Below are 16,525 nucleotides of genomic sequence, written 5' to 3' on the forward strand. Positions count from 1 at the left end.
GCATGGGCATCTTCGACAAGTTCAAGAGCCAGGCGCGGCACAAGGGCAAGCAGGGCTCTGACACCGCGGAAGAGCGGATGAACGAGAGGACCGGCGGCAAGTACGAGGACCAGGTCGACTCCGGCCAGCAGCGCGTCGAGGGCTCTCTGGGCATGGACCGCGACCGGGACCGGCCCGAACAGCAGTAAGGCCTCCGAACCCGAGGCCGTCCGCGGAGACCCAGACGTATCTCCTGCGGGCGGCTTCCCATGTGCGAAGTCTGGCCGCCCCCTCCGGTCAGACCTTGCCTATGCCCAGCGTCGTCTCCGAGGGCAGCAGGCCCGACGCCAGGACCGCGACCCAGAAGTCGCCCAGCAGCTCGGCGAGACGGTCGGCACCGACCGGGCCGAGGGACTCCCAGGGCCGGGCGGCCAGTTGGTCGGTGTGCCGCTCCACGCGGTGACGCAGGGCGCGGCCCGCCTCCGTCGCCGTACCGTCCGCGTCGACCAGTCCCCTGGCGGCCAGGCGGGCGCGTGCGGCCGTCCACTGCTCAGGACTCCAGCCGCGGCTCTCGAAGCGCTCCACCGACGCGGCACCTATCGCGGCGAAGGAAACGAGCGCCTCCACGGGATCGAGTTCCGCCATGAGCAGGGCCGCGAGGTGGCCGTCACCGCGGTGTTCGCGCAGGATCGTCGCCGCGTGCCACAGCTGCAGGTGCGGGGCCTGCGGCCAGTCGAGCCCCGCGTTGGCCGCGGCCAGTGGGCGGGCGGCGGTGTCCGCGGCCTCTGCCGCGCGCCGGGCGAGTGCGGCGGCCTCCGCCAGCTCCGGGCCGGACACCCGGTCGCCGAACAGGGAGCGGTAGGCCCTGTCGACCGCCCGCGTCCTCGCCTCGATCACCGCGATGGGGCTCGCGATTCTCCACGCCGGTTCGACGTACTCGGCGACCATGCGCGGGCTGAAGCTGTAGAAGGCCGAGGCCACCTGTTCCGGTCCGGCCTGCCCCAACGGGGCGGCGCGATACGGGAAGTAGCTCGGCCAGCGCTCCCCCGTGTCGTATCCGAGGGCAGCCGCCTCCGCGAAGGCCTCCGGGGCGTAGTACAGCACCGCGTGCAAGGGCTCCAGCAGGTGCCACATCTGCCGTACGCGGGCCGGCTCCACGCCGCCCTCCCGCGCCGCGGCGCCCTCGCCGATCTCACTGACCTGTTCCGGCATGGCGTACCTCCACTCGCATCCGGCCACGCGCAACTTGACACTGACAAGATTGCCCGAGCCGAGGCCAACTTGTCAATGACAAGATTCGGCGTACGCTCCTGACCATGAGCTCCAGCAAGGCATCAGCGAACGAAAAGGGCCCCGCGAACCGCCCGTACCACCACGGTGATCTGCGCCGTGCCATCCTCGGCGCCGCCCTCGACGTCATCGCGGCGGACGGTCCGGCCGCGCTGAGTCTGCGCGACCTCGCCCGCCGCGCCGGTGTCTCGCACGCCGCGCCGGCCCACCACTTCAAGGACCGCGCGGGGCTGCTCACGGCGATCGCCGCCGAGGGCTTCGGACTGCTCGCGACCACGCTCGGGGAGGCGGCGGACCTGAAGGAGGCGGGCGTGCGCTACGTGCGTTTCGCGCGGGAGTATCCGGCGCACTTCCAGGTGATGTTCGCGCCCGAGCTGCTGCGCGGCGGCGACCTGGAACTGACCACCGCCCGTGCCCTCGCCTCGGACGCCCTGCGCGACGCCGTCGCCGCCGTGCCGCCGGAGGGCCGCGGCACCGACGCCCGGCTCGCCGGTGTCGCGGCCTGGTCCCTGGCCCATGGTTTCGCCACGCTGCTGCTCAGCCACAACCTCGACGGCCCGGTGGGCGATCAGGACCCCGAGGAGGTGTTCCGCGGGCTGGCGGCGATGCTGTTCCGCCCCGCCGACTAGCAACCCCGGGTGGGGCACGCGGTTGACCTTGCCCCTGACGTCATGGGCATGCCTTCGCCGACGAGGGCGCGCGCACGTCGTGGCGGTGGGCCGCCGCCGCGAGGCGCCGCTCGTCGGGACCGCGCGAGGCGCCGCTCCTCGGGACCGCCGGCCATGACCCGTCCCGGACCAGCCCGCTCGTCGCCGACATCACGGCCGCCGGCGGCCCCGAGAGCGCCGTCGGGACGGCGCTCGACCGGCACGGCCCCGCACCAGGCCACCGCTACCCACGTACGCCCGGTGGCCTGACGGAACCTCAGCGGAACCAGGGCGTCAGCGCCGCCCCGTGCGCCGAGGCATCAGGACCCCAGCACCGAGGTGAGGAACTCCCCCACCCACGCCAGCAGTTCCCGCCCGACCAGCGGCTTCCCGCCCACCTTCGCGGTCTTCGGGCGCGGCACCAGCACCTGGTGCACCGCCGGCTTGATGACGACCCCGGGGTACAGCCGCTTGACGCGCAGCTCCTGCGACTCGCGCAACTCCACCGGGGCGAACCGGATGTTGTTGCCCTGCAGCACGATCTCGCCGACGCCGCACGCACGCGCGAACATCCGCAGGCCCGCGACGAGCAGCAGGTTCTCCACCGGCTCGGGCAGCTTGCCGTAGCGGTCGACGAGTTCCTCGCGGACCGCCTTGATGTCCTCCTCCGAATTGGCGGAGGCGATGGCGCGGTACGCCTGGAGCCTGAGCCGCTCGCCCGGCGCGTAGTCGTGCGGGACGTGCGCGTCGACGGGCAGCTCGATCTTGACCTCGAGCGGCGGCTCCTCCTCGATCTCGCCGGTCTCCAGCTGGCGCCGGTAGTCGGCCACGGCCTCGCCGACCATCCGCACGTACAGATCGAAGCCGACACCCGCGATGTGGCCGGACTGCTCGCCGCCGAGGAGGTTGCCCGCGCCACGGATCTCCAGGTCCTTCATGGCCACGTACATGCCGGCGCCCATCTCCGTGTGCTGGGCGATGGTCGCGAGCCGCTCGTGCGCGGTCTCGGTCAGCGGCTTCTCCGGCGGGTAGAGGAAGTAGGCGTAGCCGCGCTCGCGGCCACGGCCCACCCGGCCGCGCAGCTGGTGCAGCTGGCTGAGCCCGAAGTTGTCGCCGCGCTCCACGATCAGGGTGTTGGCGTTGGAGATGTCGATGCCGGACTCCACGATCGTCGTGGACACCAGCACGTCGAACTTCTTCTCCCAGAAGTCGACGACGACCTGCTCCAGCGCCGACTCCGACATCTGCCCGTGGGCGGTGGCGATGCGCGCCTCGGGGACGATCTCGCGCAGCCGGGCCGCCGCGCGGTCGATCGACTCGACGCGGTTGTGGATGTAGAAGACCTGGCCCTCGCGCAGCAGCTCACGGCGGATCGCGGCGCCGATCTGCTTCTCCTCGTAGGGACCGACGAAGGTCAGCACCGGGTGGCGCTCCTCCGGCGGGGTGGTGATCGTCGACATCTCGCGGATGCCGGTGACCGCCATCTCCAGCGTCCTCGGGATCGGGGTCGCGGACATCGTCAGCACGTCGACGTTGGCCCGGAGCTTCTTCAGCTGCTCCTTGTGCTCGACACCGAAGCGCTGCTCCTCGTCGACGATGACCAGGCCCAGGTCCTTGAACTTCGTCTCGGACGAGAACAGGCGGTGCGTGCCGATGACGATGTCGACCGAGCCCTCGCGCAGGCCCTCCAGGACCGCCTTGGCCTCGGTGTCGGTCTGGAAGCGGGACAGGGCCTTCACGCTCACCGGGAACTGCGCGTACCGCTCGCTGAACGTCCCGAAGTGCTGCTGCACCAGCAGGGTCGTGGGCACCAGGACGGCCACCTGCTTGCCGTCCTGGACGGCCTTGAAGGCGGCGCGGACCGCGATCTCGGTCTTGCCGTAGCCGACGTCGCCGCAGATCAGGCGGTCCATCGGGACCGTCTTCTCCATGTCCTCCTTGACCTCGGCGATGGTGGTGAGCTGGTCGGGCGTCTCCGCGTAGGGGAAGGCGTCCTCCAGTTCGCGCTGCCAGGGGGTGTCCGTCCCGAAGGCGTGCCCGGGGGCGGCCATACGCGCGCTGTACAGCTTGATCAGGTCGGCGGCGATCTCCTTGACGGCCTTCTTCGCCCGGGCCTTGGTCTTGGTCCAGTCGGCGCCGCCGAGGCGGTGCAGGGTGGGGGCCTCGCCGCCGACGTACTTGGTGATCTGCTCCAGCTGGTCGGTGGGGATGTAGAGGCGGTCGCCGGGCTGGCCGCGCTTGGCGGGGGCGTACTCGACGACCAGGTACTCGCGGGTCGCGCCCTGCACGGTGCGCTGCACCATCTCGATGTAGCGGCCCACACCGTGCTGCTCGTGGACGATGTGGTCGCCCGGCTCCAGGGTGAGCGGGTCGATGGTCTTGCGGCGGCGGGCCGGCATCCGGGCGCCCTCGCGGCCCGACGCCTTCTGGCCGGTCAGGTCGGTCTCGGTGAGGACGGCGATTCCGAGGGCCGCGTCGACGAAGCCGTGCTCGATGGAGCCGCACGCCACGTGCACGACGGACGGGGAGATCTCGGCGACGTCGGAGTCGAGGCGGGCCGCGATGCCCTCGCCGCCCAGCACCTCGACGGTACGGGCCGCCGGGCCGTGCCCCTCGGTGACGAACACCGTGCGCCAGCCGTCGGCGAGCCAGCCCTTGGTGTCGGCGAGGGCCTTGGCGGTGTCGCCGCGGTAGGTCTCCGGGGCGTGCATGCCGAGCTTGAGCGTGTCCTCGTCGAGCTCCTCGTCCGCGGCGAACGGCGACACCGACCACCACATCATGTCCAGCTCGCGGGCCCGGTCCCGGACGTCCGCGATGGACCACAGGGAGGCCGCGCCGACGTCGATGGGCGCCTCGCCGCCACCGGCGGTGGCCGCCCAGGAGGCCTGCAGGAACTCCTGCGAGGTGGCCACGAGGTCCGACGCGCGCGTGCGGACCCGCTCCGGGTCGCACACCACGGCCATGGCGCCCTTGGGCAGGACGTCGAGCAGCAGCTCCATGTCGTCGACGAGGACCGGCGCGAGGGACTCCATGCCCTCGACGGCGATGCCCTCGGCGATCTTGCCGAGGAGTTCACCGAGCTCGGGGTGCTGTTCGGCCAGGGCACGCGCGCGCGTACGGACGTCCTCGGTGAGCAGCAGTTCGCGGCACGGCGGCGCCCACAGGCCGTGCTCGGCGACTTCGAGGGAGCGCTGGTCGGCGACCTTGAAGTAGCGGATCTCCTCGACGTCGTCACTCCAGAACTCGACGCGCAGGGGATGTTCCTCGGTGGGCGGGAACACGTCGAGGATGCCGCCGCGCACGGCGAACTCGCCGCGCTTCTCGACGAGCTCCACGCGCGCGTAGGCGGCTGCCGCGAGGGCCTCGACGATCTCGTTGAGGTCGGTGCTCTCGCCGGTCCTCAGTGAGACCGGCTCCAGGTCGCCGAGGCCTTTGACCTGCGGCTGGAGCACGGACCGGACGGGCGCGACGACGACCGAGACCGGGCCGGTCTCGGGATCGTCGGGGCGGGGGTGGGACAGGCGGCGCAGCACGGCCAGGCGGCGGCCGACGGTGTCGCTGCGGGGGCTGAGCCGCTCGTGCGGGAGCGTCTCCCAGGACGGGTACTCCACGACTCCCTCGGGCGGGAGGAGGGAGCGCAGGGCCGCGGCCAGGTCCTCCGCCTCACGGCCCGTCGCCGTGACCGCCAGCACCGGGCGGCCCGTGTCACGGGCCAGGGCGGCGACCGCGAAGGGGCGGGCCGCAGGGGGGCCGACCAGGTCGACATGCATGCGGTTGCCGTCTGCGGCCGCCCTGATCGCTTCCGCGAGGGCGGCGTCCTTCACTACGGCGTCGAGCAGACCGTGCAGGCTCATGGGGGCTTTTTCCGTCCAGAGGTGGGCAACACGACGGGCCCGACGCGCGCCGCGGGCCGGGGGGTCTCCAGCGTACGACGAGGCGCGCCCACGCGGCGGGCCTGTGGATAACGCCCGTTCCCCCCGGGGGCGAACATTCGTTCCCCCGGCGCGGCCTCCGGGGAAGGCGCCGCACCGAGGCACGCGGTCACGGGACACGCGGTCGGTCACGTACCGCGACCCCGTGGGCTACGCCCGGAAGCTGCACCCCCTCGCCGAGTACGGCGTGGTGGGCGAGGAGGGCGGGTACGTGGTCCTCCGGCGGCGGACGGCGACCGGGAGCTGACGCACGCGGGGCCCTCCGGGCCGACCGCAGGGCGCGCCCGGCCAGGCGGTCGCCCGGCCCGGAGAGTGGCCGGCCCCTCCGTCGGCTCATCCGATGAGGGCCCACCCGACGGCCACCCCACCCGGAAAACGACAAGGCCCCACCGTCGCCCCACCCGAAGAAGGCCCACCCGACGGCCACCCCACCCGGGAGACGACCGGCCCCACCGTCGGCCCGCCGCCACGCAGCCCGTTGTGTGCGCACGTGTCCGGAAAGCCGCCGGGCCCGCCCCGGAGGCGGATGCCTCCGGGGCGGGCCCATCCTCCGCAACCCCCGTGTGCGGTGGTTCTCGGGCGCCGGTCGGCTACTCCGTCGCGATCGCGTTCAGGACGTTCATGCGGCCCGCCCGGAACGCCGGGATCAGTGCCGCGAACAGGCCCACGAACGCCGAGCCGATGAAGACGCCGATGATCGTCGGCCAGGGGATCTCCAGGACCATCAGGCCCTCCAGGGCGAGCAGCTGCTGCGCGGTGGCGCCCCAGCCCATGCCCAGTCCGAGGCCCAGCAGGGCGCCGAAGAGGGCGATGACGACCGACTCCATGCGGATCATGCGGCGCAGCTGGCGGCGGGAGAGGCCGATCGCCCGCATCAGCCCGATCTCCCGGGTGCGCTCCACCACCGACAGGGCCAGGGTGTTCACCACACCCAGGATGGCGACGATGATCGCCAGGGCCAGCAGGCCGTAGATCATGTTGAGCAGCTGGCCGATCTGGTCCTTCAGGGCCTCCTTGTAGTCGGTCTGGTCACGCACGGTGTACTGCGGGTAGTCGTGCAGCGCCGACTTCAGGGACGTGTAGGCGGCGTCCTGCTGCCCCTCCTTGGCGCTGGCGAAGAGCAGGGAGTCCAGCGGCATCTTGTCGGCCGGGACGTACGTGGCCATCGTCGAGATCGACGTGTACATCGCGCCCGCGTCGATGACGACGTCGCTGCTGGTGATCGCCCGGACCGTCAGGTCGGCCGCGGAGCCGTCCTTGAAGGCCACCTTGATCTTGGACCCGAGGCTGACGCCGTGGTCCTTGGCGAACTTCTCGTGCACGGACATCGAGTCGGGCTTGTAGGCGTCGGGGAGCTTGCCGGCGACCACCTCGGTGCGCAGGTCCGTCGCGTACGACGGGTCGGCCGCCGTGATCGCCGTGTCCTTGAGCGTCTCGCCGTCAGGGGTGGTGAAGTCGGCCTTGGTCCACTTGTACTGCGTGACGTGCTCCAGGTCCGGCGAGGACTTCACGGCCTCGACCGCCTGCGGGGTGACCAGCTGGCCGCTGTCGGACTGGATGATGAAGTCCGTGCCGACGGTCTTGTCGAGCTGGTCGGTGGCGGACGCCACCATGGAGGAGCCGACCACGGACAGGCACGCCACCAGGGCGAGGCCGATCATCAGCGCGGCGCCCGTCGCGCCGGTGCGGCGCGGGTTGCGCAGGGCGTTGCGCTCGGCCATGCGCCCCACGGGGCCGAACATCCGCAGCAGGACGGCGCCGAGGACGCGGACCACACCGCCGGCGAGCAGTGGGCCGATGACGACGAAGCCGATCAGGGACAGCACCACGCCGAGGCCGAGCCACAGCGAGCCGTCCTTGGCCGTGTCCGCCTCGGCCGCCAGGTACAGGCAGAAGACGCCGGCGCCGGTGAGGACCGTGCCGATCACAGCGCGAATCCAGCCGGCCTTGGCGTCCGCGGGGGCGCCCGCGTCGCGCAGGGCCGCCATCGGGGAGATCTTGCCGGCGCGGCGGGCGGGCAGGTAGGCGGCGAGGACGGTGACGACCACGCCGAGGACGAGGCCGACCACGGGGGTCGTCCAGGCCACGGTCAGGTCGTCGGTGGACAGCTCCATGCCCATCTGGCCCATGAGCTTCATCAGGCCGACGGCGAGACCGACGCCCGCGGCGACACCGAGCACCGATCCGACGAGGCCGAGCAGCAGCGCCTCGGCCAGCACGGAGCGGTTGACCTGCTTGCGGGAGGAGCCGATCGCCCGCATCAGGCCGATCTCCCGGGTGCGCTGGGCGACCAGCATGGAGAAGGTGTTGATGATCAGGAAGATGCCGACGAGGAAGGCGATCCCGGCGAACCCGAGCATCGCGTACTTCATGACGTTCATGAAGCCCGCGACGTCCTTCTGGTTGGCGTCGGCGGTCTCCTTGGCGGTCTGCACCTGGAAGTCGCCGCCGAGCGCGGCGGTGACGTTCTTCTTCAGCTGCGCGTCGCTGACGCCGGCGGCCGCGGTGACATTGACGTTGGTGTAGACGTCGCTCTCGCCGACCAGGGTCTGCTGGGCGGTCCTGGTGTCGAGGTAGAAGATCGCGGCGCCGGGGTTGGTGACGGTGAAGTCGGCGATGCCGGAGATCTTCGCGTCGTGGGTGCCGACCGCGGTGATCACGCCGATCTCGTCACCGAGCTTCAGGCCGTGCTTGTCGGCGGTGTCGGCGTCGACCATGATCTGCTCGGGGCCCTTGGGCGCCGCACCGGAGACGATCTTCATGGTGCGGGCTTCGTTGCTGTTCCAGCTGCCGACGATGGTCGGGGCGCCGCTGGAGGGCGACAGGTTGTCCTTGTCGCCGTCGACGACGGTCACCGAGGTGGAGAACACGGCGCCCTCGGCGGACTTCACGCCCTGCGCCTTGCGGACGTCGGTGAGCACCGAGGCCGGCATGACCGGCGGTTTGCCGTTGTCGGCGGTCGTCTCACCGGTGTCCGAGGCGCCCTTGGCGCTCACGGTGACGTCGGAGGAGGTGGCCGCGAAGAGCTTGTCGAAGGTGGTGGACATGGTGTCCGTGAAGACGAGTGTCCCGCAGACGAAGGCCACCGACAGCAGGACGGCGATCGCCGACAGGGCCATGCGTCCCTTGTGCGCGAAGAAGTTGCGCATCGAGGTCTTCATGACGGTCATGACGTGCGCCCCCGGGCGTCGAAGTCCTTCATGCGGTCCAGGACGGCCTCCGCGGTCGGCTTGTACATCTCGTCGACGATGCGGCCGTCGGCGAGGTACAGCACACGGTCCGCGTAACTGGCGGCGACCGGGTCGTGGGTGACCATCACGATGGTCTGGCCCAGTTCGTCGACGGACCGGCGCAGGAAGCCGAGGACCTCGGAGCCGGCGCGCGAGTCGAGGTTTCCGGTCGGCTCGTCCCCGAAGATGATCTCGGGCCGGGCCGCCAGAGCCCGCGCCACGGCGACGCGCTGCTGCTGGCCGCCGGAGAGCTGGGTGGGCCGGTGCTTGAGGCGGTCGGCGAGCCCGACGGTCTCCACGACCCGCGCAAGCCACTGCTGGTCCGGCTTGCGGCCCGCGATGTCCATGGGCAGCGTGATGTTCTCGATCGCGTTCAGCGTCGGGAGCAGGTTGAACGCCTGGAAGATGAACCCGATCCGGTCCCGGCGCAGCCGCGTGAGCTTCTTGTCCTTCAGCCCGGTGATCTCGGTCTCGTCGAGGTAGATCTGGCCGCTCGTCACGGTGTCCAGCCCGGCCAGGCAGTGCATGAGTGTGGACTTGCCGGAGCCCGAGGGGCCCATGATCGCGGTGAACTGGCCGCGTGCGATGTCCACGTCGACGTGATCGAGGGCGACGACACGGGTCTCACCGGATCCGTACGCCTTCACGACCTGCCGCGCCCGCGCGGCAACGGCCGTACGCCCTCCAGTGCCCCCGTGCCTGGGAATGGTTACAGCCGAAGTCACGGTATGTCTCCTATATCGGTCAGCAGTTGGTGTAGGCGGTCGCCTGGCCGACAGCCGTTGTGCGCGTTGCCGGACCAGGAATCCGTCCGACGCGTTCAGTCTCGCGGCGGGGAGGGGTCCCGCGCCCTGGTGTCCAGCGCAGTCTTTTGCTGTGGAAAACCCCACCCCCGCCGGTGTGCTGAACCGCCCCCCGGCGGCGTAAAGCCAGGTTAAGGAAGGCCCCTTGCCCGTCTCGTCCTCCGTCGGTACGAACCCTCCCCAGGTCGTAGTACGGAGGTACCCCTAGGGGCAGTCCACCGGAGGGTGGAGGCCGTCTCAGGGTTCGCTCCACCCGTCGGCCGACTCAGGCTCCACCCTCCCGCGACGTCAGGGTCAAGTGGGAAGCTGTTCCGCGGCAGATAGGTGCAAGGGGCAGACACAAGCGCGGGGCCCGGCGAGGGCGTGGCCGGGGCGAGGGGGGAGGACCTGGGTGGGCGGCACCAGTTCGGCGGAACGTGAGGTCGCAGGTCCCGTGACGACCGGTCGGCGCGGAGCCGTCGTCGCGGCACTGATGCTCTCCATGGCGCTGGCGGCGCTCGACGCGACCATCGTCTCGACGGCCGTCCCGCAGATCGTCGGGGACCTCGGCGGTTTCTCCGTCTTCTCCTGGCTGTTCTCCGGCTACCTGCTGGCCGTGACCGTCACCCTGCCCGTGTACGGCAAGCTCTCCGACACCTTCGGCCGCAAGCCGGTCCTCATCGCGGGGTCGGTGGTCTTCCTTCTCGGGTCCCTGCTGTGCGCGCTGGCGTGGAACATGGGGGCGCTCATCGCCTTCCGCATCGTGCAGGGCCTGGGCGGCGGCGCGCTCCAGGGCACGGTGCAGACGCTCGCCGCCGACCTGTACCCCCTGAAGGACCGCCCCAAGATCCAGTCGAAGCTGTCCACGGTGTGGGCGGTGTCCGCGGTCGCCGGCCCGGGTCTCGGCGGCGTGCTCGCCGCGTACGCGGACTGGCGCTGGATCTTCCTGATCAACCTGCCGGTCGGCGCGGTCGCGTTGTGGCTGATCGTCCGTCACCTCCACGAGCCGGAGCGGGAAGCCCCCGCGCACGCGCGCGTGGACTGGGCGGGGGCGCTCGCGGTGTTCGCGTGCGGCGGCGTTCTGCTCACGGCCCTGGTGCAGGGCGGGGTGGCGTGGCCGTGGTTGTCGGTGCCCTCACTGGCCCTGTTCGCCGCGGGACTTGCCCTGGTCGCGGTCGTGGTGCTGGTGGAGCGCCGGGCGGCGGAGCCGATCATCCCCGGGTGGGTGTGGAGGCGCCGTACGATCGCCGCGGTCAACCTGGCCCTGGGCGCGCTCGGCCTGCTGATGGTCGCGCCGTCGGTCTTCCTGCCCACCTACGCCCAGTCGGTACTGGGCCTCGCGCCCGTGGCCGCCGGGTTCGTGCTGTCCGTCTGGACGTTGAGCTGGCCGGTGTCGGCGGCGCTGAGCCAGCACGTGTACCGCAGGATCGGCTTCCGCAACACGGCGATGCTGGGCATCGGCACGGCCGCGCTGATCCTGTTCGCGTTCCCCTGTCTGCCCTACCCCGGGCGGGCGTGGCAGCCGACGCTGCTGATGCTGCTGCTCGGCGCCGCCCTGGGCCTGTTCCAGCTGCCGCTCATCGTCGGTGTGCAGTCGACGGTGGGATGGGCGGAGCGCGGTACGACGACCGCGTCCGTGCTGTTCTGCCGCCAGACCGGCCAGACCGTCGGCGCGGCGGTGTTCGGCGCGGTCGCCAACGGGGTGCTGGCCGCGCGGCTCGGCGGCGCGGGCGACCTGGACTCGGTGACGCGGGCGCTCGACTCGGGCAGCGCGCCGGAGGCGACGCGGCGGGCGATCGCCGACGCGGTGCACGCGGTCTACCTGGGCGCCGGGTGCGCGGCGGCCCTGGCGTTCCTGGTGCTGCTGTTCGTCGCGCCCCGGAAATTCCCGGTGCTGAAGGAGTGAGCGTCCGTATCCTCCCGCTCATGGTGACTTTGGAGCCACTCCGGGCGGATCACGCGGACGCGCTGCTGGCCTTCGAGCGGGAGAACCGGACGTACTTCGCCCGCACGGTGCCGGACCGCGGGGACGCCTTCTTCACACCCGTGGGTTTCGCCGCACGCCTAAGGGCGCTCCTCGACGAGCAGCACGCGCGCGTGTGCCGCTTCCATGTCGTCCTCGGGGAGGACGGCGACCTGATCGGCCGGGTGAACCTGGTCGATGTGACGGACGGCAGTGCCGAACTGGGCTACCGCATCGGCGAGCAGGCCGCCGGCCGGGGCGTGGCTACCGCGGCCGTCGCAAGAGTGTGCCGGCTGGCTGCCGCCGACTACGGTCTGACGTCCCTCACCGCGGCCACGACCCGGGACAACCCGGCTTCCATGAGAGTCCTGACCCGTAACGGCTTCACGCGGGTGGAGAACACGATCGTGGGCGGCCGCCCCGGACTCCGTTATGCGCGCCGGGACTTGGCGTTCACACCGCCGGCGCCACCGGCGTTTTCGGGTTAACGCGGGTAACACTCGAGGTCGGAGAGGTAAGCGCATACCGACCGATCAGTTTGCCGAAACCCTCGCGCAGGACCCTTACTCCGAAGTAACGTGCGTGGCTCCCGCCCCCCACCTCCCTGCGGTCCGCCGCACCGGATCCAACCCTCGCAAGGAGTACCGGGATGTCCTACGACCCGTCCCCGTCCTACCCGTACCGGCCACCCGATCCGCCCCCGTCCCACGACCCGTACACGTACGACACCTACCCCTGGGCGCCGCAGGAGGCGCCCGAACCGGCCGGACGGCGTCCCCAGCGCCACACCGCGCTCGGGCACCACAGCGACCTGAGGGAGCTGCGCAGCGCCTACCGCCGGCAGCGGCGCGTGGCCACGCTCACGGCGCTCGGCTATTTCGTCCTGTTCCTGATCCTCTCGGCGTTCGCGCCGTCCTTCATGACGAGCACCGTCACCGACGGTCTGCCCACCGGACTGCTGCTGGCGCTCGTCCAGGTCCCCGTGACCTGGCTGGCGATCGCCCTGTACGAGCAGACGGCCCGCCGCCGCGTCGACCCGATCGCGTACCGGATACGCAAGCAGGCCGAACTGGACGCGAAGCGGGAGGGAGTACGGTGACCACCGATTTCAGCGGCAACGCCCAGGCCATGTCCCTCGTCGGCTTCACCGCCGTCGCCACGATCACGCTGCTGCTGTGCGTGATGACGGGCCCGGACCGGGACGACCTGGACGAGTTCTACACCGGCTACAGCTCGCTGTCGCCCATGCGCAACGGCCTGGCGATCGCCGGAGACTACATCTCCGCCGCGACCGTCCTCGGCACCGGCGGCGTCATCGCGCTGTTCGGCTACGACGGGATCGTGCTGGCGCTGAGTACCGCCCTGTCGCTGATGCTGCTGATGTTCCTGCTGGCCGAACCGTTGCGCAACGCGGGCCGGTTCACCATGGGCGACGCGCTGACCCGCCGGATGCCGGGACGCGGTGTCCGTATCGCGGCCTGTGCGGTGACCCTGGCGGCGCTGGTACCGCTGATGGTGGTGCAGCTGGCCGGAACCGGGCAGCTGATGGCGTTCATCCTCGGCTTCTCCGGCGAGACGCTGCAGACGGGCTGCATCATCGGCGTGGGCGCACTGATGATCAGTTACGCGGCGATCGGCGGGATGAAGGGCACCGCCCTCATCCAGATCCTGAAGATCGTGATGCTGCTCGGCTCCGGCATGGTGGTCGCGGTGCTGATCCTCCACCGCTTCGACTGGGACCCGGGAGCCCTGTTCGACGCGGCCGCCCAGAACAGCGGCGTGGGCTCGGCGTTCCTCTCCTCGGGCCTGCAGTTCTCGAGCGGCCCCAGCCCCGACCTGGACATGATCACCGCGCAACTGACGGTGGTCCTCGGCGGTGGTGTCCTGCCGCACGTCACCATGCGCATGTACACGGCCTCCAGCGCCCGTCAGGTGCGGCGCTCGATGTCCTGGGCGGTGTCGGGCGTGGCCCTGTTCGTGCTCGTCATCACGGTCGTCGGCTTCGGCGCGACCGCGCTGGTCGGGCGGGAGCTGATCGCGAAGGTCGACCCGCAGGGCAACACGGCGTATCTGCTGGGATCTCAGGCGGCGTTCGGGCGGGACGTGTCGGCGGCGGAGACGTTCCTGTTCACGACCGTCACCACGGCGGTCTTCCTCACGCTGCTCGCCTCCGTCGCCGGCATGATCCTGGCCTGTGCCAACTCCCTCGCGCACGACGTGTTCGCGGCCCGGGTGCGGGAGATGTCACCGCGGCGCGAGATGACCGTGGCGCGGCTGTCGGCCCTGGCCGTGGGCGTCCCCGCGATCCTCCTGGCCACCCAGGTCCAGCACCGCAGCCTGCAACCGCTGGTGACGCTGTCCTTCTGCCTGGGCGCCTCGGCCATCGCGCCCGCGCTCGTCTACAGCCTGTTCTGGCGCCGCTTCACGCGAACGGGCCTGCTCAGCACGCTCATCGGCGGCTCCCTTGCCGTCCTGCTCCTGATGCCGGGCACCAACCTGGTCTCCGGTTCACCCGTCTCGGCCTTCCCCGAAGCCGACTTCAACTGGTTCCCGTTCACCACCACGGGCCTGCTCTCCATCCCCCTGGGCTTCGCCTGCGGCTGGCTGGGCACGATGGCCTCCGGCCACCGGAAGTCGGAGGAGCAGCGCCACGCGTACGAGGCCGTCGAGGGCTGGATCCTGGCGGGCGCGGTCCGCAGGGACCCCTGACGCGGAAACCAGGCCGGGCCGACCGGCAGGCAGGCAGGCAGGCAGGCAGGCAGGCAGGCAGCGGCCCGAACGCCGAGGCGGGTGGGAGCGCACGGCGTAAGTGCGTGCCCACGCGCGCCTGCGCGGACCGGCACGCGCAGGGCGCGGGCGCCGTCGGCCTCGTCGCGCGCCGCGAACAGGAGAGACGACGTCAGCCGTCGGCCCTGGCCGGCCTCGCGCGGTACGGCGCCCCGTCGGCACCGCGAGCGGCCGGGGGGCCGACGGGCCCCGCACCGCCGACGGCGACCGGCCCGTCTCACGTACGGCCACGGAGACAGCAGGCACCCCGTCGCGCGACGGCGGCGGACGGTCCGCCTCACGTACGGGCAGCGCGCCGCCCCGCCTGCGGGCGAGAGTCCGCCCCACCTACGGGCGAGAGCCGGTCTCGCCTACGAGCCACGAGCCGCGCCGCCCGCGGGCACCCGCCGACCGCGTCACTCCGCCGCCGCCCGCCCCGCCCACGCCGTCAGGCTGGTGTGAACACGGTCGATGTGAGCGAGGGCGTCGTCTCGTTGCCCGGCGTGTGCGCGGAGGACCCGGTCCGTCTCCTCCGCCACGGACTCCGCGTGCTCGCGGGCCTGGGCGACCAGCTCCGCCGCATGGGCGTGAGCCCTCTCCTCCAGGTCGCGGGCGGAGTCCTCGGCCCCGGCGACAGCCTGCTCGGCCTCGGACAGTGCGTCCTCGGCGCGCGTCACCGCCTCCTCGTGGTGCGCGTCCAGCGCCGCCTCGCGGGCGGCCTCCTCCCGCTCCGCGTCCGCCCACCGTTCGGCCCGTTCCTTGTCCTGCTCGGCCAGCATTGCGGAGGTGCGCTGCCGCATCTCCCGCAGCGCGGCCAGTGCCTCGCCCTGATGCTCCTGCGCCTCGCGCCGGGCCGCGCCCCGGGTCTCGTCGGCCTCGGCGTGCGCGGCGAGCAGCCGCAGCCGGGCGCGTTCGTCTGCGTCGGCGCGCACGGCATCGGCATGCTCCTGCGCGGAATCGCGCACGCCTGCCGCGGACGCCCGCGCCCCGTCCACGAGTTGCCGCGCCTCCCGCCGCGCCCCCTCCTGCACGGCGACGGCCTCCTCCTCGCCCAGTTCGAAGAGCCGCCGCGCCCGTCCCCCGAGCGTCTCGTAGTTCTGCGGGGCCAGCCGGGCCGCCGCCTCGCGCAGCCGCCCCAGTTCCTCGTCCATCCGCCGGGCGAGCACCGTCAGACGGGCCGCCCTCTCCCAGGCCGCGTCCCGATCCGCGGAGAGGGCTTCGGCGTACTCGTCGACCTGCTCGGGACGGTAGCCGCGCCCCCGCACGGCCGTGAAGCCGTGCGGCGACGCCGTCGTGCTGCTCATCCGGACCCCTCTCCACCACACCGACGTGAGGTCGCGCCAGAAATGGGATGATTTCGCGCACATCTTGGTGGATCGGACGGACGTGTTCAGCACGCGACACTCCGCACCGGGGTCACGGACCCACGGCCGGGCCGTACGGCCGTCAGCCCCAGGTGGTGCCCGCGGGCTCCTGGATGGTCGTGTTGATGCGGTTGAACATGTTGGTGACCGAGACGGTGAGGATCAGCGCGGAGAGTTCCTTCTCGGCGAAGTGGTCGGCCACCTCGTCCCACAGCGCGTCCGGCACCGGCTCCCCCGAGAGGTCGGAAAGCCGCGTCATCGCCTCCGTCAGCCGCAGCGCGGCACGCTCGGCGTCCGAGAAGTGGGGCGCGTGCCGCCAGGCGGCGACGGCCGCGATGCGCTCCTCGCTCACCCCGGCCTTGCGGAGGTTGGCGACGTGCCCGTGCACGCAGGCGCCACAGCCGTTGATCTGGCTGGCGCGCAGCCCGACGATCTCCGCCACGTCCTGCGCCAGGCCGCCCTCCCCGATCGCCTGGAAGAGAGTGCCGATGCCCTTCATCGCGCCGGAAAGGACATACGCCGGGTTCGTCATCCGTGCCTGCATGATCTCTGCCTCCTGTGGGTCGGCGGTG

12 protein-coding genes are annotated in these 16,525 nt (G+C 71.7%); 6 read left to right on the forward strand and 6 right to left on the reverse strand.

The features are described from left to right. Positions 1–2 precede the first annotated feature (2 nt). Positions 3–188 carry an antitoxin gene (locus ACFU3E_RS14990; RefSeq protein WP_248503667.1) on the forward strand — a complete coding sequence of 62 codons (186 nt, stop codon included), beginning with the start codon at positions 3–5 and terminating at the stop codon, positions 186–188. A gap of 88 nt (positions 189–276) precedes the next feature. Here ACFU3E_RS14990 and ACFU3E_RS14995 read toward each other — a convergent pair whose 3' ends face one another. Continuing rightward, positions 277–1,191 (reverse strand): hypothetical protein, encoded by a 915-nt coding sequence (locus tag ACFU3E_RS14995; RefSeq protein WP_248503669.1) that lies wholly within the window; start codon positions 1,189–1,191, stop codon positions 277–279. Positions 1,192–1,295: 104 nt separating this feature from the next. Between ACFU3E_RS14995 and ACFU3E_RS15000 the strand changes: the two genes are divergently transcribed. Next, the gene (locus ACFU3E_RS15000) at positions 1,296–1,898 is read left to right on the forward strand and encodes a TetR/AcrR family transcriptional regulator (protein ID WP_384156875.1); all 603 of its coding nucleotides are present in this window, start codon (positions 1,296–1,298) and stop codon (positions 1,896–1,898) included. A 338-nt stretch (positions 1,899–2,236) separates the two neighbouring features. On the opposite strand, the gene mfd is transcribed toward ACFU3E_RS15000, so the two are convergent. The 3 genes from mfd to ACFU3E_RS15015 all read right to left on the reverse strand — a co-directional run bounded on the left by mfd (position 2,237) and on the right by ACFU3E_RS15015 (position 9,803). Further along, positions 2,237–5,770 carry a transcription-repair coupling factor gene (gene mfd, locus ACFU3E_RS15005; protein ID WP_384156878.1) on the reverse strand — a complete coding sequence of 1,178 codons (3,534 nt, stop codon included), beginning with the start codon at positions 5,768–5,770 and terminating at the stop codon, positions 2,237–2,239. A gap of 668 nt (positions 5,771–6,438) precedes the next feature. Further along, the gene (locus tag ACFU3E_RS15010; protein ID WP_384156881.1) at positions 6,439–9,018 is read right to left on the reverse strand and encodes an ABC transporter permease; all 2,580 of its coding nucleotides are present in this window, start codon (positions 9,016–9,018) and stop codon (positions 6,439–6,441) included. Then, positions 9,015–9,803, reverse strand: a complete 789-nt coding sequence (locus tag ACFU3E_RS15015; protein ID WP_384156885.1) for an ABC transporter ATP-binding protein — start codon at positions 9,801–9,803, stop codon at positions 9,015–9,017. Before ACFU3E_RS15015 ends, ACFU3E_RS15010 begins: the two co-directional genes overlap by 4 nt. Positions 9,804–10,272: 469 nt before the next feature. On the opposite strand from ACFU3E_RS15015, the gene ACFU3E_RS15020 reads away from it, so the two are divergent. From ACFU3E_RS15020 to ACFU3E_RS15035, 4 genes are all read left to right on the forward strand, one after another. Next, positions 10,273–11,766 carry an MFS transporter gene (locus ACFU3E_RS15020; protein WP_384156888.1) on the forward strand — a complete coding sequence of 498 codons (1,494 nt, stop codon included), beginning with the start codon at positions 10,273–10,275 and terminating at the stop codon, positions 11,764–11,766. Positions 11,767–11,786: 20 nt separating this feature from the next. Next, positions 11,787–12,311: a GNAT family N-acetyltransferase gene (locus ACFU3E_RS15025; protein WP_384156890.1), complete on the forward strand. Its 525-nt coding sequence runs from the start codon at positions 11,787–11,789 to the stop codon at positions 12,309–12,311. 161 nt (positions 12,312–12,472) lie between these two features. Further along, the gene (locus ACFU3E_RS15030) at positions 12,473–12,922 is read left to right on the forward strand and encodes a DUF485 domain-containing protein (protein ID WP_384156893.1); all 450 of its coding nucleotides are present in this window, start codon (positions 12,473–12,475) and stop codon (positions 12,920–12,922) included. After that, positions 12,919–14,532: a cation acetate symporter gene (locus ACFU3E_RS15035; RefSeq protein WP_384156896.1), complete on the forward strand. Its 1,614-nt coding sequence runs from the start codon at positions 12,919–12,921 to the stop codon at positions 14,530–14,532. The genes ACFU3E_RS15030 and ACFU3E_RS15035 overlap by 4 nt, the downstream gene beginning before the upstream one ends. 473 nt (positions 14,533–15,005) lie before the next feature. Here ACFU3E_RS15035 and ACFU3E_RS15040 read toward each other — a convergent pair whose 3' ends face one another. Both ACFU3E_RS15040 and ACFU3E_RS15045 read right to left on the reverse strand, forming a co-directional pair. Beyond that, positions 15,006–15,893, reverse strand: coding sequence for a cellulose-binding protein (locus tag ACFU3E_RS15040; RefSeq protein WP_384156899.1), 888 nt, complete (start codon positions 15,891–15,893; stop codon positions 15,006–15,008). Between the two features lie 142 nt (positions 15,894–16,035). After that, a complete protein-coding gene (locus ACFU3E_RS15045) occupies positions 16,036–16,497 on the reverse strand; it encodes a carboxymuconolactone decarboxylase family protein (RefSeq protein ID WP_384156902.1) in 462 nt (153 codons plus the stop codon). Positions 16,498–16,525 lie beyond the last annotated feature (28 nt).

The organism is Streptomyces sp. NPDC057424 (genome assembly GCF_042803315.1).
In the GTDB taxonomy this organism is placed as follows: Bacteria; Actinomycetota; Actinomycetes; order Streptomycetales; family Streptomycetaceae; genus Streptomyces.